We start from the raw sequence: 15712 nt of genomic DNA, 5'->3' as shown, positions 1-15712 counted from the left end.
CTAGAAACATGACTTCTTATGTCCATCCTAACACGCGACGCGCCTCTGGCGATATACGCTCCGGGGTCCACGGCGGATTCCACACGACCCGCACTTCGATGTCGGCCACTCCAAACGCCCTAGCGGCGGCCCACTCGACCGCTGCCGCCAAACTGTCATGCGCAGGGCACCCGGGCGTCGTCATGGTCATCTCGATGACGAGCTTGCCTTCCTCGGGTTCCTCCATGCGATAGATTAAGCCGAGATCGACCACGTTCAGGCCAAGCTCAGGGTCGCAGACCTCTCGGAGATTTGCCTCAACCTCTTGCATATCAATCATGAGACTTCCTCCTTCTTCAATGCGCGAATAAAGACTGACGACATGTGAACGCCGAAGATTCCGAGGCTCACAGCCAGGGCCCAAGCTCCAAGATCACACATCCATCCTGAGCCCATCCACACGCCTAGTGTGACCAACGCTACGCCGAACGCGTTCAGGCCGATTACGATGCGAGCCGAAGCCGGATCGAGAAGATGAGAAATGAGCACGTGAGAACCCTGCCGGTGTCCCCCCGCGAATTGCCACGTCCAAACGAGAAACGGGACGATTTTGTAGGTCAGTGAGACGACATTCAGTGATACAAAACCCATGATGCCGAATGGCACGAGCACGCGCCACGTTGCAGAATCCCCGAAAAAGGGTGCGCGCACAGCAAGAGCGCATGCCCACAAAACACCGAGTGCACAAGCCATAAGGACCCCGCGGATGGGCGCTTCAACGCGCTTGCGGACGCGCCTTCTCAAGATAGCGCGGACTGCCAGAAGGTGAGCCAGGAACGCAAACACCGTGAAGCAGGAAGAAACCAGCTTGAGCGCAAACAGAGGAAACCAAATGTACGCCACAAGGGACCATAGCGCGGTGAGCGATAGCCAAAAGGCCCATCTTTCGCGGCGCGCGTCGTATCCGTGCGCCAGCGTGAACATGGGTATCAGTTTATAACTGAATCCGAAAATCAAGAATCCGAAGAAACCACCGGCAGCCAACAAGATGTGAGTTGCAAGAATTTGGGCCTGATACGCTGCGACAGCCCGCCAAACATGTGCATCGCCAAGCGCCAGAGCGACTGCTGCCGTCAATGCCAGTGCAAGGTGAACGTGAGCCAGGAAGACGAATCGCCACATCGCTCCGCGCGCTTTCGTCCGAAAGAGGGAAACAAGCATGTTGCCGCAGAAGCCGTACAGGACGACTGCTGTCCACACCCCGAAGACACCAATGCCAGGAGGCCACCATACGGAAAAGCTTCCGATGAGACCTGCGAGACCGAGCAGGTAGGAGTAAAACAACACATGCGCCAGCCTGACCGCGACGATTCGCATAAGAAAGGCGACGGTCGAGAGCTGATACACGGCCCCCATGACGAAGGACATGAGCGCTCCTAAGGTCAGGAGATGTGTGAGTGCAACGCCCGACGGAGCTTCAGGTGCAAAGAGCACACCGCGAGTCACCTGCCAGGCAAGAACGCACGCAAATAACAAAAATGCACACAGACCCAAGGCCATATACCGAAGCGGCAAGGTGACTGGCAGCGCCTGCTCACTTTGATTGAACGAGGGCGCAACAAATGGCCCTTGAGACGAAACGTCTGTCTTGCCAGGCTTCCGATACCCCATAACGATTCCCCCTTTCCTACAGCCGCAACCTTGGTGTCATCCACCTTGAAAAAACGCGCGATTTATCTCTATCCAGTGTCTTTCGTCTTCTGGTACGTCCGCCTCGTGAAAAATGGCAGATACCGGGCAAACGGGTTCACACGCGCCACAATCAATGCATCGCTCTGGGTCGATGAGGTAGGTTGGACCACCGTCGTGAATGGCGTCAACTGGACAGACCTCCACGCAGTCGGCCGCCTTTTCCCCTATGCACGGCGACGTGATGACATAGGTCATCCTTCATTCCTCCTCGGGCTATTTCGTCAAAGAGCATCATAAGCCCGCCGACGCAGTTGGAACGTGCGTTGGATCACAGCGACTGCCTGCGTCGCGTCGCAAAATGGAACTGGATGTTTGATGAGGACCGAGTCTGGAGGAGATACCTGTGCGGAAGATAGCCGTTCTGGACGTTCGTGAGATTCTCGTCAACAAAGGTGAACCGTTCCACGTCATCATGTCGACGATGGAAGAGCTAAGCCCCGAGGACGTCTTCGAACTTCACGCCACCTTCGAACCCACGCCACTGATTCGGTTGCTCGCGAACCAGGGTTTTTCTCACGCCGTTCGAACCTTGGCCGAAAAGCACGTGGTCACGCAATTTTCCCGGGAGAAGAGGCCCTTGCCCTATTGGTATCTCGACAATCGCGGCCTTGAGCCCCCACAACCCATGCTCCGCACGCTCGCCCTGTTAGACGCGGAACCGCGGTTCGTAGCGGGCACGATGGGTCTCGAGATTTGGAACGATCGCGTCCCCGTTTTCCTGCTCCCGGAAGTGGAAGCGCGCGCAATGACCTACGAGATTGTCGAACACGACGATGGAGTGCGGGTGAAGCTTTACAAATCCTCGAATTTGACGTGATCGCCCGGCTTCGCACGTCTCGTACGCGTTGATTCGCCCGTTGCCCGGGAGTATGATGGCCCACGATAGATTGGACAGGCGAGTGAATGAGAGGAGGCAAGCCATGCGACGCGCGGCAAAATGGGCAATCGCCCTTGGCACGACGGCAGTGGTGGCTGGTGTCAGCAGCGTGTTCGCACTTCGCAGTGTGCGAGAAGCAAACCTGAATCCCAACGCCCCTCTCGCGAACGTGCCCGGGCCTCAGGGCGCCTATACGCCCATCAGCGCGCTTCAGCCCGTCGTTCCGAAAAACGCGCGGATCGACCACTACACGCTGACGGCGGAATCCCGCACACTGACCGTCGGCGGCCATGCCCTGCAAGCCATGACGTTCAACGGCACCGCGCCAGGGCCGTTGCTTGTGGCCCATCAAGGCGACGTCGTGAAGGTCACGGTGCACAACCGCCTCTCCGTCCCTCTGACCATTCACTGGCACGGCATCGCGGTGCCCGGCGCGGAAGACGGCGTCCCTGGTGTCACGCAAAACCCAATTCCGCCTGGCGGGAGCTACACGTACGAGTTTCAGGTTAACCAGCCCGGAACGTACTGGTACCACTCGCACGAGGCGAGCTTTGAAGAGGTGGGCCTCGGGTTGTACGGCGCCTTCGTCGTTCTGCCCAAACGGGCGGTCCATCCGGCCGATCGCGACTACACGCTCGTCCTGCACGAGTGGCCGACCGCATCCACCGCGCAGACGATGATGGCGAACCTCAAGGCTGGGAACTTGGGATTCTCAGCGAAAGGCGAATCCGCAGGCATGGGCGGCATGGGCATGCAACAAAACGGGGACATGAACGGCATGGGCATGATGGGCGCGGCGGACGGCACGGGTCAGGGAGGAAATAGCGCGAGCGACATCGCGCACGTGTTGCCTGGCCCCCCGCTTCAACTGAACGGTTTTTCGCCGACCGCAAACGATTGGGCTGCGCTTGACGAAATGGCGGGCATGTATGACGCCTTCACGGTGAATCAGAACGCGAGCGGTACAACGCTCTTGCCAGCCAAGCCGGGACAGCTCGTTCGGCTTCGCATCGTGAACAGCGGCAACATGACACACCTGTTCACGCTGGTCGGCGCACCGTTTCGCGTCGTGGCGCTCGACGGCCACGACATTGCCAACCCCGGTTGGATCCGCGGCGTCTTGCTTCCCGTCGGCGCTGCAGAGCGATACGACATCGAATTTCGCGTGCCAAAGTCCGGGGCCGCATTCCTTGTGTGCGCCGATCCCGACACGACTGCACAGCGCGAGCTTCGCGCCGCCATCGGTCTGCCCGACGCCTGGTCACAATTCAAGGAGACGGATGCAGCGAGCCTTGAACGAGCGCCGTGGTTCGACTTTACACACTATGGCAGCGGCAGGCTGCCCGGCGAAGCCGTGTTCCGCCTGCATCAGGCGTATCAGGTACGCTACAACATGAAGCTCACCGTCGGCATGTCGATGAACGGCATGGTGTACGCCATCAACGGCAAGGTCTTTCCGAACATCCCGCCCATCGTCGTGCGAAAGGGCGACGCCGTCCTGGTCCACATCGTGAACGACAGCCCCTACATTCACCCGATGCATCTGCACGGACACGACTTTCAAGTGCTGACGCGCGATGGGAAACCTGTCTCCGGAAGCCCCATCTTCCTGGACACCTTGGACGTGTTCCCCGGCGAGAGCTACGACATCGCGTTTCGCGCCGACAACCCGGGTTTATGGATGTTTCACTGTCACGATCTCGAACACGCCGCGGCCGGTATGGACGTCATGGTCCAGTACGCGGGCATCCGCGATCCCTACCCGATGAGCGAGATGTCGGAGTGACCGACAAAGTGGAACACGACGAGCCCGAAGGGGCGTCCACAAAAGGAGGGCCGAACATGCGCAGACGACGTCACGAATCTCTACAACCGCTCACGCGCCACCACCACTACGCGCTCGTGGTGGCCATGCACCTTGTCCGCCGCGAGCAACCCGCGAGCGCGCTCGCAGCGGAACTTCGCCACTTTTGGGAGAACGGCGGACAGGCGCATTTTCGAGAGGAAGAGGAAATCCTCCTGCCTGCCTATGCGAAGTACGGGAGTCTTGAGCGACCTGAAATCGTCCAGATGCTCGTCGAACACGTCAAGATCCGGAGCCTCGTGAGCCGAGCGCTCGAGGACGGCGACGAGAGCGTGTTTGAAGAACTCGGCGCCTTGCTCAGGGCGCACGTGCAACTCGAAGAACAGACCGTGTTCCCGTTGATCGAGGATACGCTGCAGGAACCTGACCTTGCTCGTCTCGCGCCCTTTTTCGAGGAACACCGGGCTTCCTCGCCCTACGCTGGAGGCGCTGAACAGCAAAACCCAAGCTGATACGCCCATTCACCTGCCCGCGGCGATGGGGATGGGCCCCTCCCCCGCCCCATCGCGCATCACGCCCATCACTCAGCGCTTGAGCGAACGAACGATTTCGAGCAGGTGATCGATCTCGTCCATCCGAGCCCGCTGTTCTTCGGCCCCGCCCTCAAATTCGTCCGGTTCGCTCTCTTCTAGTTTATGTCTTCTATGCTCAAGCGCCCTTGTCACATGTCGAATTGCGTCCTGATACCCGCGTTCCGCCTCGGTCTCCACACACATCCCCCATTTCCCTTATGGCGAGGTGGTCACAGCCCCCATCGCGGCCGAGACCGCACCGGTTCCCTGGGCGGACACCGGAATGGGCGAGCTGTTCACAAGAAAATGAATCGCCCCGAAGTTGTCCAGATAGAAACTTTCCACCGAAGGCGATATCTGAAGAAGACCGATGGTCTCTCCCTGCCCTACACCGAGTGTATCTCCCGAAGCTTGAACGCGCACGACAGGAAGGGACGTGTTGACGTTCAGGACACCATGATTCGCTCGCATATCGGCAGCCTCATACGCGTCTCCGTCGAGCTCGACCTGCGATGTGGAAAAGTCGTCCACCTCGAGCGCAGACGATTCATCTGTTGATTCCCCCTCATGCACGGAACGCCGCGATCCGGCCACCTGAGATGGCATTTCGCCGCGTGGGGCCCTCAATCCTTCCGTTCTCCGGCGCGGGGGCGGCAAGGTCCTGGGAGCGGGGATGCTCGCCGCGCGAGTCTCAGGTGTGACAGGGTCGTGCTGACCGTTGGCGAACGCGACCCGAGGCGGTGAGAGACGCGCAGGGCCCCTCCGTCAAGGTTCGTCACTGCCGTGGCGCGGCCCATCGGCCGACTGCGTGCGCGCGTCTCCCCACAAGTCGCTCAGGCTCAGGCCGAGCGCCTCCGCAATCAGCCCTAGCTTTGCGGCGTTCGATCCACGCGCCCCAGACTCGATGGCATAGATGTAGCTCACGCTCACGCCAGCTCGCTCCGCCAATTCGCGTACTGACAAACCGCGCAACTTGCGATAGTATCGTAAGCGTTGGGCAAGTTCCGCCACGTGAACCACTCCGTTACATTTCTACGATTGAGAAAATCATATCAGAATTTGTGTCTGGGCGGTAGTGGGATTTTACGATGGAAGAAGGAGAAATCGGTGCAACGGCGTGCGCGCGAGGCCTGTCAACTCTTGATGAACGACTGGGAGGCGCTAGACGGTCTTTACGAGCGGTTTCATGGCGATCCCGACTGGCCCTTCGACGCTCGCGCCCCTCGCGCGTGGCAATCCCTCGTGCAATCCTGGCAGATGGGCGCCTGGCTCGGGGACACGGCCGTCGCGATCGCCGTGCAGGCCGGGGAGCCCGCGGGATATGCAAGCTTGACGCCCGCCTCGGTGCAAGAACCATCGCTCGGCCGCGCCTGGGAAGTGGGCACCTACGTCGCACCGAACCACCGCGGGACCCACGTCAACGGGCTTCTCAAGCGATGGGCGGCCGAAGAAGCTTTGCGCTTCGGGGCGCGGTGGCTGGTCGCCTGCATTCCTTTCGGCAACCATCGCGCGGCTGGCGCATTTCTCAAGGTGTTTCCCGAAGCGTCCGTGTACGACGAGTCCACCGCCGGCCCTTGGCGCCTCTATCTCAGGCGGCGATCCTTTGCTGCCGGACAACCGACGCGCCTTTACGTCGTACAGCTGCAAAGTCTTTCATCGCCCACGTAATTGACCTGTCGCGCGGAATTGTCTACATTTGTGTAAAGGTCCCACATCTGTGGACGTTGCGGAAGGGAGCTTGGCCCATGAGCCTTGGACAGCGCCTCCGCCGGCTGCGGGAGGAGCGCGGGTTGACCCTGGCACAGGTCGCGGCCGCTGCCAGAATTTCTGTCAGTCACCTGAGCGCCATCGAGAACGAGACGCGCCGCAATCCGTCGTTCCACATTGTTGCGCGTCTCGCGAGAGTCTATGGCGTCCCCATGGATTCATTGGTCGAGGACGAGGGAAAGAAGGCCGTCGCGCAGCCCGCGGCTTCCCGGGGGCTCGAAGGGCCCCCGACTTCCTACGTGGAGATGGCACGGCGCCTGGCGGAGGCGGACGCGCTCTCCCATCCGGCGCGGCTGCTCGAGGTGATTGCAGCGCTCTTGCGCGAGCGGGAACAGGCCTACGAGGCCCGCCAGGTCGATGCACCATCCGCCGAGTCCCCGCCAGGTTCAACCATTTCGGAACCACCAGCGCGGACGAGCGAAGGCGAGCGCCGGGCGGCAAGCGCCAGGGAGGGCGCGGAAGAAGAAGATTAGAGTGTCGTCGACTTGGAGCTTGACGCCCCAAGGACGGCAGTCGCTGTCGTTTTCACAAGCCCAGACGACGCGCTACTCGGACAAGTCCAAACTTCTTCCGGTCTCGATGTAGAGATGATCGTTCAAATCTTTCAAGGTTCCTCTGATGCTGAACAGGGCGCGCACCATGTCGATGAGATGTTGGTCTGCAAACGCGTCTTCCATGTCCACCACCTTCAGGAGGTCTTCCTGAACCCTCGTGCCGTGGCTGCTCAAGGTCCTCATGTCGAGCACCTGATGGCGGAGATCTTCCAACGTCTTTCTGTCGAGGGTGGAAAGGGGAGACTTGCCGGCAGCGTTTGACGCATCAGTCGACGACGTGTCTTCAGCCATCAACCGTTCCAGGGGACCGACGACGCGCTCTGCCACCTGGAACTCGTGTGCCTTGATCAAGGCCTTTTCCACCTGCCAGGCGGAGAACGCTGCGGCGCAGAATGCGGCCGAGATCGAGAGAGCTGCCCATCGCTTTTTCGTCATCCTCATCGAGATCACCATCCTTCTTTTGATGGCAGCCGCTGGTCCGAGGACATTCTTTCCCTGTTTGTAGAATGCATTGTGCGAGTTCGTTTCATGAACAAAGCGCTCGAGTTGACTGCGCCGCCCTGGCTTCGTAACATGGCACCGAGGACAGTGCGTAGGAGGCCCGGTATGGCAAAACAGGACAAGCAGTTTGTGAAGGAGATTACCCCGCAATCGGAGGACTTTTCCCGCTGGTACATCGATGTCCTCCAAAAGGCCGAATGGATGGACTACGCGCCAGTGCGCGGCTGCATCGTCATTCGTCCGGAGGCGTATGAGATTTGGGAGCGCTGCCAGCAAGAGCTGGATCGCGAATTCAAGCGCACGGGACACAGAAATGCGTACTTCCCGCTCTTCATCCCGGAGAGCTTTTTTGAAAAGGAAAAGGAACATGTGGAAGGGTTCAACCCGGAATTGCCGTGGGTGACGGAGGCAGGTGGAGACATCCTCGAGGAGCGCCTTGCGGTCAGGCCGACATCGGAGACGATGTTCGGGCACATGTACGCGCAGTGGATTCAGTCGTACCGAGATCTGCCGCTTTTGCTGAACCAATGGGCAAACGTCGTCCGGTGGGAGAAGCGGACGCTGCCGTTTTTGCGCACCAGCGAGTTTCTGTGGCAGGAAGGTCACACGGCGCACGCGACCGAAGAGGAGGCGCGCGAGGAGACCATGCGCATGCTCGGCATTTACGCCGATTTCGTCGAGTCGTTCCTCGCCATTCCGGTCATTCGCGGCCAGAAGACCCCGAGCGAGAAGTTCGCAGGCGCCGTGGACACCTTCACCATTGAGTCGCTGATGAAGGACGGCCGCGCGCTGCAGACCGCCACGAGTCACTACCTGGGTCAAAATTTCGCCCGGAGCTTCGAGATCCAGTACTTGGATCGCGATAACCAGCTCAAGTACGTGTACACCACGTCGTGGGGCATGTCCACGCGCATTCTCGGCGCCATCGTCATGGTCCACGGGGACGATCGCGGCCTCGTCCTCCCGCCCAAGCTCGCGCCGACACAGGTCGTCGTGGTGCCGATTGGTCCTGCCAAGGCGCGCGAGGCCGTCGTCGCCAAAGCGCGCGAACTCGCGAGCGCGCTGCAACAGGCACACGTTCGCGTTCATCTCGACGATCGCGACGACGTGAGTCCCGGTTGGAAGTTCAACGAGTACGAGCTCCGCGGCGTGCCCATCCGCCTCGAACTCGGCCCGCGCGACCTCGAGGCGTCTCAGGCCGTCCTGGCCCGCCGCGACACCGGCGAAAAAATCACCGTGCCGCTCGATGGCGTTCTGGAGCGCGTTCAGTCGCTTCTCGCGGACATTCAACGGGATATGTTCGCGGCGGCCAAGCGTCGGCTCGAGGAGAACTCGCACGTCGCCGAGACGCTCGACGAGCTCGTGGAGATCATTCAGACCAAGCGCGGCTTCGTCCTCGCGGGCTGGTGCGGCGATGACGCGTGCGAACGAGCGGTGAAAGACGCCTGCACGGCCACGAGCCGCTGCATCCCGTTTGATCCGCCGGCCCGCCCGGCGACCTGCGTCACGTGCGGCAAGCCCGCCAAGCATGCGGTCTGGTTCGCCAAGTCGTACTGAAAGACGAGGAGCTGCCGCGCCAATGCGGCAGCTCCTCGTGTCAGTGCAGGCGTTTCCGGGCGTCATGCGCCTCATCCCGGATTTCCTCGCGGAACCCCTCGATGGCCCTGCGCCGGCGGTCGTTCTTCGCCACTAGGTTTTGCACATCCCTCGAGTGCATCTCGTCCGCGTGGGCAGCGAGAAAGTCCTCCGCCTCATGCAGATTGTCCATCGTGTTGTGAATGGCTTCCTGCAGGCGTTCGACATTATCCGCGCGGTTGTCCGGATTCGCCACGCGCCATCCCTCCCTCGACAGATTCACAACCGCTAATCTGCTCGACGAGAAGCGGACGCATGAGCGAAATCACCTGGAAATACGCGGGACTTCATCCTCACTTCGAGTCGTCGCGCTGCTTCGACGCGCGCTCTTCATACGCGGCGTATCCCGCCATGGCAGCCATCAACATGCAGATGAAACCGACGACGTACCCGATGAACCACAGCGCCGAGTGCGTCTTGTAAAACGCCGTGCTCGCAATCACGATGAGCGCGCCAAGCACGCCGATGGCATACAAGTACCTGCGGACCTTGGCGTCCGGACGACTGGGCATGGGACCGCGCTCCCTTCATTCAACCTCCGCGAGCCAAGGATAATAGATTACGTCGCCGTTCTCAAACTGGACGGCAAGCCGCTCCTCGTGCAGCCAGTGCGGATCGTAGCGCTGGCCGTCGCGCCTTGCGTTTGCAAGGACCTCCGATCGCGTCCGAAACGCGCAATCCGCCGTCGCCGGGTGCCAAACCATCTGCCACCACTCGCCCTCGTGCTCGAACCACGCGATTCGCCATGGATCGTGCCGCCAATAATAGGACGTGAGGAGCGCGGGCTCGGGATGCGCGAGCAAAAGCTCGTACGCCCTCGCGCGCGCCTTGGTCGGATCGCGCAGAATGAAGTCTAGCCAGGCGTGGCGCTCGCCGGGATCGAGCACGGGCTTGAAGCGCCGGAAGGCCTGCAACAGGGCGTATCTCACGCCGGAGAGCTGGATGGGCGCCTCTTCTGCTTCGGCCAGGCGTCGAAGCCAATGGTGGAGGTCCTCCATGGAAGCGCCTTGGCGCACGGGCAGGTCCATGGCTCGCTCCGACAGGCACAGCGCGACGTCGCGGTACAGGCTGGCACACCCCTTCGTCAAGAGCTCATGCGCGACATCCACGGTCATGCCATTCCCTCCTGCCTGTGGGGAAGCACAGGACATCAGTTCGACGTTTCGAAGACGACGACGTCGCGCCCGAAAAACGGATGCAAGATGGCATCCACCGCCTCTTCGAGCGCCAGCCTGCGCCCTGCCACGACGTCCGGCTGCACCCGCCCATCCGCCGCCATCTCGAGGAGCGCCTCGACGTCGCCGCGCCGAGATCCGAAACTGCCTTGGATCGCGATGCCCCTTCGCGCGAGCTTGGCGAACGGCACGGGGAGGTCTGCAGCCGGCATGGCGACGGTCACGAGCTTGCCGCCTGGGCGCAGAACGTCCAGGGCAAAGGCGATCCCGTCCGCAAACCCGGACGTGTCCAGCGCGAGCCCCACCCCGCCCTTGGCCATGCGGCGCAACTTCCTCGCGGCCTGACGCGGATCGTCCGCGAGCGTCACGAACTCGTCCGCGCCGGAGACAAGCGCGAGCGCACCCGCGTCCTCGCGGCGGCTCAGCACGGCCACCTGAGGAGCCCCAAGCGCCTTGGCAATTTGAATCGCGGCAAGGCCCAAGCCGCCTGTCCCGATGACGAGCACGGCTTCCTCGCCCTGAAGGCCGGCCGACACCAGCGCTCGATACGGCGTCGCATACGCGTCGACGAGGATGGCCGCTTCAGCCGGATCGATCCCGTCCGGGCGGCGAATGACATTTGCCGCCGGCACCGCCACATACTCCGCGTCGCCGCCGGGCCGCGTGAAGCCCAAGACGCCCTGGTGCGGGCACAGATGCTCCTCGCCTCGCGCGCACGCCGCGCACTGGCCGCACGGCACAAACGGATGGACGACCACCGCCTCGCCGGGCGCGAAGCCCGATACGCCTTCGCCGAGCGCCGCGACGCGGCCCGCGATTTCATGGCCCAGCACGACCGGATACGACGTCCCAAGCGGCGCACCCTCGCCGCGGACGAGCTGGCGATCGCTTCCGCAGATGCCGCACGCCTCGACGCGGACGAGGATTTCGCCGGGCGCAGGCTGTGGCTGTGGGACGTCCGCGACGCGCAGGCCCGCTTCCGGGTCAAACACGAGCGCCCGCATGGTCACTCGGCCCTCTTCTGGGCGCGCTCGCGCCGACGCGCCTCGGCCAAAAGGGCCTCCGCGATGGTCATCTTCTGCATCTCGAGGGTGCCCTCCTCGAACCAGAGCGAGCGCGCGTCGCGGTACAGCCGCTCCACAGGGCTCGTGACCGCGTAGCCGATCCCGCCGTACAGCGAGAGCGCCCCGTCGGTCACCTCGCCCACCATGCGGATGGCGTTTGCCTTGGCGATGGAGGCCTCAAGCGCGATGTCGCGCCCTTGATCGTACTTGTACGCCGCGTCGAGGCAGAGCAGCCGCGCGCCTTGAATCGCGATTTGCATTTCCGCGAGCCGCATCTGCACCGCTTGCCGGCTCGCCAGCGCCTTGCCGAAGGTCGTGCGGCGCCTGACGTGATCGAGCGCCCGGTCCAAAGCTTCCTGCGCCAGCCCCACGGCGCTCTGGGCGATGCACGCCCGGCTCTGATCCAGAAACCCGCGGACGGCGACGCCAAAGCCTTCGCCGATCTCGCCGAGCACCTCGTCCTCGCCCACTTCACAGTTGTCGAAGTCGATCACGGCGTGCGAACAGCCCTTGTCGCCCATCATGTGCGGCATAGGCGTGAGCTTCATGCCCTTGCGCCCCTGTGGCACGAGGAAGGCCGTCAGTCCCGAGCGGCCGGCCCCGCCTTCCATCTTGGCGATGACGGCGATCACGGCCGCCTCTTCGGCGAACGTGATGAGGTGCTTGCGCCCGTTCAGCACGAACTTGCCGTTCTCGTAGGTCGCGATGGTGCGGAGATCGATGCCGGTGCCGTTGTCCGGCTCCGTGAGCGCGAACGCGACGAGCGCGCCCTCGTCGACCAGCTTCTTGAGCCAGTACTCCTGCTGCTCGCGCGTGCCCTGCCCGACCGTGCGCCAGATGCTGTTGTACGCGTGCACCATCATGCGGATGGTGCCATGCATGTGCGCGACTTCTTCGAGGATGGGGAAGTAGAGGCCAAGCGGCAGGCCTTCGCCGCCGACAAAGCGCGGCTGCGTGAGCTTGTGGAAGCCAAGCTCCCGGATGCGCGCCCAGAGCGCCTCGGGAATGCGCCCGTCGCGCTCAATTTGCGCGCCCCACTCGGCGCCTTCCTCCTCGCGAAACTGAATGACGCGGTTGCGGATCTCGTTCGCGCGCGCGACGAGATCGGCGTCATATGAAGGGAACGACGGCGCGATGGCGTCCCGCGCCGACGGGTTCAAGATGTCCATGCACGATCCTCCTCAAGCGCAATCCGTCTTCAACGAACCGAGTGGGGCACCCGCGCAGTCCGACGGGCGCCCCACCTCTCACGCGTGTTGTCCCTGGCCCTCGGCCTCGAGCCGAAACCGCTCGCGCAGATCCTTCTTCTTGATTTTTCCGGAGTGCGTCTGAGGAAACTCCGACATGAACTCCAGCCTGTCTGGGAACTGGAACTTCGCGAGCCCCTGCTCCGCGAGGAAGTCGCGCAGCTCGCGCAGCGTGAAGGGCTTGGCGCCTTCCTTCAGGATGACGCACGCCACGGTCTGCTGGCCGAGCGTCGGATCAGGCGCGCCGACCACCGCCACGTTTTGCACAGCCTCGTGCTTCGAGATGGCGTCCTCCACCGTCTTCGGATCGATCTTCGTGCCGCCGCGGTTGATGATGTCGTCCGCGCGCGCGATGAAGATGTAACGCCCGTTCTCATCCTGGCGAAGAATGTCGCCCGAGTGGAACCAGCCCTCCGCGTCCCACTGCCGGTGCGCCGCCTCCGGATTGTGATAGTAGCCGGCGCTGAAGTTTGGCCCGCGGGCCCACATTTCACCGGGTTCGCCCGGCTTCACGTCGTGGCCATCCTCGTCCACCAAGCGCACCTCCGTGCCCGGGATGACAAACCCGACGGTGGACGAGAGCGCCTCCAAGGGATCGTCCGGGCGCGTGGCGGTGGCGAGGAACCCTTCCGACCAGCCAAACATACAGCCGACCTTAATGCCGCTGTCGCGCTGCAGCTGCTCCAGCACGGCCTTCGGCACCGGTGCACCGGCGTAGATAAACAGCTTCACGCTCGACGTGTCGGCCTGCTTCAAGTTGGGCGCGTTGGCCACGTGGATGACGTGCGGCGGCGCGCCGACGAGATAGGTCGGCCGGTACTTCTCAATCCATTCGATCACGCGGCTCGCCGAGAACCGATCGAGCAACATGATCCGCCCGCCACTCGCCACGGTCATCATGACGCCGGCGAGCATGCCGGTCTGGTGGCAAATGGGTGCGAGGCACAACACGGCCTCCTCCGGCTGATAGCCGAAGTTTTTCGCGTACGCCCGCGCGGCCCACAGGTAGTTGGCGTGCAGATGCACCACGCCCTTCGGCGAGCCGGTGGTGCCGGAGGTGAACACCATGAGGAAAGCGTCGAGCGGTTCCGGCTTGTTGGCTTCGATCTCGGCCTCGGACAGCTTGTCGCCCGCCTCCCGCAGGCTGGCAAACGTCGTCGCGCCCTCCGGCGCCCGCTCGGGATCGCCCTGGACGACGATGTGCGTGAGATCCGGCAGCTCCGGCCGCAGGCTCACCGCCATGTCGTACAGCGACTCGCCGCGGAAGTAGTCCGCGATGATCCACACTTTGGCGCGCGACGTGCGCATGCTGGAGATGATGGCCTGGCGGCCGAGATCAATCTGCAGCGACACGCCGATGGCGCCGATGCGGGCGCACGCGAACACGGCCACCACGTAGTCGAGCGCGTTCGGCAGCTGGAGCGCGACCGTGTCGCCCTTGCGCACGCCCATCTTGTACAGGTGCGCGGCCACAGACTCAATCTCGCGCCACAGCTTCTCGTACGTGGCCTCGCGCACCTCGTCGCGATGGACAAATTGCGGGTACTTCTTCACGTCTTCGTAAAACACGTCGACAAACGACTCGTTCGTCCAGTACCCCTTGTCGAAGTACAGCTTGGCACGCTCTTCCGAGAGCGTGCGGCCCGGAAAGTCAAACATCGCCACGCCTCCACTTCGGGGAGTTTGCGCCGCCTCGCGCCGTGTGGCGCGGCGTCACGCGGACAAGCGGCGCTCGATGTAATCGACGACGCCCGCGACGGTCGAGAGTTGCCCGAAGTCGGCCTCGGGGATTTCGAGGTCGAACTCGTCCTCGAACGCCACGGCGAGCTCCGTGAGATCCAGCGAATCCGCGCCGAGATCGTCCACAAACAGGCTGTCCGGCTTGACCTCAGATTCGCTCACCTGCAGCTGGTTGGCGACGACCTTTCGCACGCGCGCCTCGATATCTTCCCTGCTCAACGTTGCCATGTCGCATCTCCTTTGCCTGGTGGTTGGTGAATGTTAAAAGCTCTCGAATCCGCCCGTGAGGAGCGTCAGACCGCCATCCACCCAGATGACCTGGCCCGTCACGAAGCGGCTCAAATCGCTCGCGAGGAAGACGGCGACGTCCGCCACCTCCTCGGGCGACGCAAGCCGGCCGAGCGGCGTGTGCTGCTCGACGTCGCGGCGATACGCGTCGTAGTGATCTGCCCCGTAGAAGCGGGCCGACTCGGTGTCGACGACGCCTGGGTTGATGGCGTTGACCGTGATGTTCTTCGGCGCCGCCTCCCGCGCGAGATAGCGCGTCAGCGACTCGAGCGCGGCCTTCGCCGTGCCGAGCGTCGCGTAGTTGGGCAGCGTGAAGGTGCTGCCCATGCTCGACATCGTGATGATCCGCCCGCCGCCGCGCCGCTCCATCATGGGGATGACGCGCTGCGCCGCAAACACGGTGCTGTGAATCACCACGCGGTAGGTGCGGTCGAGGTGATAGTCCTTGAGCTGTTCGATCGGCTTAAACGCGGAGGCCGCCGCGTTGGCGACGAAAATGTCGAGATCGCCAAACTCGCTTTCAATTTGGTCGAAAGCCTGATTCAGCTCCTCCTGGCTCTCGAGCTCCGCCTTGACGACCATGGCGCGCCGGCCGAGATCGCGAATGGCCTGCGCCGTCGCCTCGGCCTCCTCCGGCTGGCGGCGATAGTGGACCACCACGTCCGCGCCGTGCTTGGCCATCTGCAAGGCGATGGCGCGGCCGATGCCGCGGCTCGATCCGGTGATCAATGCCCGCTTTCCTTCCAGCAACAACGAC

21 protein-coding genes are annotated in these 15712 nt (G+C 62.7%); 6 read left to right on the top strand and 15 right to left on the bottom strand.

Going from position 1 to position 15712, the window contains the following annotated elements; all coding sequences use genetic code 11:
• Positions 1-16: 16 nt before the first annotated feature.
• From BW934_RS01375 to BW934_RS01365, 3 genes are all read right to left on the bottom strand, one after another.
• Positions 17-316: a metal-sulfur cluster assembly factor gene (locus BW934_RS01375; RefSeq protein WP_076344688.1), complete on the bottom strand. Its 300-nt coding sequence runs from the start codon at positions 314-316 to the stop codon at positions 17-19.
• On the bottom strand, positions 316-1407 hold the full coding sequence (locus BW934_RS01370) for a hypothetical protein (protein WP_143232496.1): 1092 nt from the start codon (positions 1405-1407) through the stop codon (positions 316-318). Before BW934_RS01370 ends, BW934_RS01375 begins: the two co-directional genes overlap by 1 nt.
• Before the next feature lie 279 nt (positions 1408-1686).
• Entirely contained in the window at positions 1687-1926 is a 240-nt protein-coding gene (locus BW934_RS01365) for an indolepyruvate ferredoxin oxidoreductase subunit alpha (RefSeq protein ID WP_076344290.1), read from the bottom strand.
• A gap of 148 nt (positions 1927-2074) precedes the next feature.
• Between BW934_RS01365 and BW934_RS01360 the strand changes: the two genes are divergently transcribed.
• From BW934_RS01360 to BW934_RS01350, 3 genes are all read left to right on the top strand, one after another.
• Positions 2075-2548: a DUF2249 domain-containing protein gene (locus tag BW934_RS01360; RefSeq protein WP_076344288.1), complete on the top strand. Its 474-nt coding sequence runs from the start codon at positions 2075-2077 to the stop codon at positions 2546-2548.
• 103 nt (positions 2549-2651) lie between these two features.
• The gene (locus BW934_RS01355; protein WP_076344286.1) at positions 2652-4394 is read left to right on the top strand and encodes a multicopper oxidase family protein; all 1743 of its coding nucleotides are present in this window, start codon (positions 2652-2654) and stop codon (positions 4392-4394) included.
• Positions 4395-4450: 56 nt separating this feature from the next.
• Complete coding sequence (locus BW934_RS01350) at positions 4451-4924, top strand: hemerythrin domain-containing protein (RefSeq protein WP_076344284.1); 474 nt, start codon at positions 4451-4453, stop codon at positions 4922-4924.
• A gap of 72 nt (positions 4925-4996) precedes the next feature.
• Here the strand turns inward: BW934_RS01350 and BW934_RS01345 are convergent, their stop codons facing one another.
• From BW934_RS01345 to BW934_RS01335, 3 genes are all read right to left on the bottom strand, one after another.
• On the bottom strand, positions 4997-5188 hold the full coding sequence (locus BW934_RS01345; protein WP_076344282.1) for a hypothetical protein: 192 nt from the start codon (positions 5186-5188) through the stop codon (positions 4997-4999).
• A 12-nt stretch (positions 5189-5200) separates the two neighbouring features.
• On the bottom strand, positions 5201-5611 hold the full coding sequence (locus tag BW934_RS01340) for a hypothetical protein (protein ID WP_143232494.1): 411 nt from the start codon (positions 5609-5611) through the stop codon (positions 5201-5203).
• Between the two features lie 138 nt (positions 5612-5749).
• A complete protein-coding gene (locus BW934_RS01335; RefSeq protein WP_084182403.1) occupies positions 5750-5995 on the bottom strand; it encodes a helix-turn-helix domain-containing protein in 246 nt (81 codons plus the stop codon).
• Positions 5996-6091: 96 nt separating this feature from the next.
• Here BW934_RS01335 and BW934_RS01330 point away from each other — a divergent pair, with 96 nt between their 5' ends.
• Both BW934_RS01330 and BW934_RS01325 read left to right on the top strand, forming a co-directional pair.
• Positions 6092-6652: a GNAT family N-acetyltransferase gene (locus BW934_RS01330; RefSeq protein WP_234969452.1), complete on the top strand. Its 561-nt coding sequence runs from the start codon at positions 6092-6094 to the stop codon at positions 6650-6652.
• A gap of 77 nt (positions 6653-6729) precedes the next feature.
• On the top strand, positions 6730-7224 hold the full coding sequence (locus tag BW934_RS01325) for a helix-turn-helix domain-containing protein (RefSeq protein ID WP_076344274.1): 495 nt from the start codon (positions 6730-6732) through the stop codon (positions 7222-7224).
• Positions 7225-7296: 72 nt separating this feature from the next.
• On the opposite strand, the gene BW934_RS01320 is transcribed toward BW934_RS01325, so the two are convergent.
• Complete coding sequence (locus BW934_RS01320; RefSeq protein ID WP_076344272.1) at positions 7297-7746, bottom strand: hypothetical protein; 450 nt, start codon at positions 7744-7746, stop codon at positions 7297-7299.
• Between the two features lie 165 nt (positions 7747-7911).
• Here BW934_RS01320 and proS point away from each other — a divergent pair, with 165 nt between their 5' ends.
• Positions 7912-9363: a proline--tRNA ligase gene (gene proS / locus BW934_RS01315; protein WP_076344271.1), complete on the top strand. Its 1452-nt coding sequence runs from the start codon at positions 7912-7914 to the stop codon at positions 9361-9363.
• A 40-nt stretch (positions 9364-9403) separates the two neighbouring features.
• Here proS and tlp read toward each other — a convergent pair whose 3' ends face one another.
• From tlp to BW934_RS01275, 8 genes are all read right to left on the bottom strand, one after another.
• Complete coding sequence (gene tlp / locus BW934_RS01310) at positions 9404-9637, bottom strand: small acid-soluble spore protein Tlp (protein WP_076344269.1); 234 nt, start codon at positions 9635-9637, stop codon at positions 9404-9406.
• Between the two features lie 97 nt (positions 9638-9734).
• Positions 9735-9953: a hypothetical protein gene (locus BW934_RS01305; protein ID WP_076344267.1), complete on the bottom strand. Its 219-nt coding sequence runs from the start codon at positions 9951-9953 to the stop codon at positions 9735-9737.
• Between the two features lie 15 nt (positions 9954-9968).
• Entirely contained in the window at positions 9969-10556 is a 588-nt protein-coding gene (locus BW934_RS01300) for a hypothetical protein (RefSeq protein WP_076344264.1), read from the bottom strand.
• Between the two features lie 35 nt (positions 10557-10591).
• Positions 10592-11620 (bottom strand): alcohol dehydrogenase catalytic domain-containing protein, encoded by a 1029-nt coding sequence (locus BW934_RS01295; protein WP_076344686.1) that lies wholly within the window; start codon positions 11618-11620, stop codon positions 10592-10594.
• Between the two features lie 2 nt (positions 11621-11622).
• Positions 11623-12849 carry an acyl-CoA dehydrogenase family protein gene (locus BW934_RS01290; protein WP_076344262.1) on the bottom strand — a complete coding sequence of 409 codons (1227 nt, stop codon included), beginning with the start codon at positions 12847-12849 and terminating at the stop codon, positions 11623-11625.
• 78 nt (positions 12850-12927) lie between these two features.
• On the bottom strand, positions 12928-14586 hold the full coding sequence (locus tag BW934_RS01285) for a class I adenylate-forming enzyme family protein (RefSeq protein ID WP_076344260.1): 1659 nt from the start codon (positions 14584-14586) through the stop codon (positions 12928-12930).
• A 54-nt stretch (positions 14587-14640) separates the two neighbouring features.
• A complete protein-coding gene (gene acpP / locus BW934_RS01280; protein WP_076344258.1) occupies positions 14641-14895 on the bottom strand; it encodes an acyl carrier protein in 255 nt (84 codons plus the stop codon).
• 33 nt (positions 14896-14928) lie between these two features.
• Entirely contained in the window at positions 14929-15708 is a 780-nt protein-coding gene (locus BW934_RS01275; protein WP_076344684.1) for an SDR family NAD(P)-dependent oxidoreductase, read from the bottom strand.
• Positions 15709-15712 lie beyond the last annotated feature (4 nt).

Origin of the sequence: Alicyclobacillus vulcanalis (assembly GCF_900156755.1) — a bacterium.
GTDB classification, from domain to species: domain Bacteria; phylum Bacillota; class Bacilli; order Alicyclobacillales; family Alicyclobacillaceae; genus Alicyclobacillus; species Alicyclobacillus vulcanalis.
The sequence above is the reverse complement of the archived record's forward strand: the minus strand, read 5'-3'. Positions and strand labels throughout refer to the sequence as shown.

Excerpts from the sequence above, each read along its gene's own strand:
- BW934_RS01320 (WP_076344272.1), bottom strand. The coding sequence starts at position 7,746 with ATGAGGATGACGAAAAAGCGATGGGCAGCTCTCTCGATCTCGGCCGCA.
- BW934_RS01295 (WP_076344686.1), bottom strand. The coding sequence starts at position 11,620 with ATGCGGGCGCTCGTGTTTGACCCGGAAGCGGGCCTGCGCGTCGCGGAC.
- BW934_RS01345 (WP_076344282.1), bottom strand. The coding sequence starts at position 5,188 with ATGTGTGTGGAGACCGAGGCGGAACGCGGGTATCAGGACGCAATTCGA.
- BW934_RS01305 (WP_076344267.1), bottom strand. The coding sequence starts at position 9,953 with ATGCCCAGTCGTCCGGACGCCAAGGTCCGCAGGTACTTGTATGCCATC.
- acpP (WP_076344258.1), bottom strand. The coding sequence starts at position 14,895 with ATGGCAACGTTGAGCAGGGAAGATATCGAGGCGCGCGTGCGAAAGGTC.
- BW934_RS01370 (WP_143232496.1), bottom strand. The coding sequence starts at position 1,407 with ATGTCCTTCGTCATGGGGGCCGTGTATCAGCTCTCGACCGTCGCCTTT.
- BW934_RS01355 (WP_076344286.1), top strand. The coding sequence starts at position 2,652 with ATGCGACGCGCGGCAAAATGGGCAATCGCCCTTGGCACGACGGCAGTG.
- BW934_RS01300 (WP_076344264.1), bottom strand. The coding sequence starts at position 10,556 with ATGACCGTGGATGTCGCGCATGAGCTCTTGACGAAGGGGTGTGCCAGC.
- BW934_RS01285 (WP_076344260.1), bottom strand. The coding sequence starts at position 14,586 with ATGTTTGACTTTCCGGGCCGCACGCTCTCGGAAGAGCGTGCCAAGCTG.
- BW934_RS01325 (WP_076344274.1), top strand. The coding sequence starts at position 6,730 with ATGAGCCTTGGACAGCGCCTCCGCCGGCTGCGGGAGGAGCGCGGGTTG.
- BW934_RS01365 (WP_076344290.1), bottom strand. The coding sequence starts at position 1,926 with ATGACCTATGTCATCACGTCGCCGTGCATAGGGGAAAAGGCGGCCGAC.
- BW934_RS01350 (WP_076344284.1), top strand. The coding sequence starts at position 4,451 with ATGCGCAGACGACGTCACGAATCTCTACAACCGCTCACGCGCCACCAC.
- proS (WP_076344271.1), top strand. The coding sequence starts at position 7,912 with ATGGCAAAACAGGACAAGCAGTTTGTGAAGGAGATTACCCCGCAATCG.
- BW934_RS01290 (WP_076344262.1), bottom strand. The coding sequence starts at position 12,849 with ATGGACATCTTGAACCCGTCGGCGCGGGACGCCATCGCGCCGTCGTTC.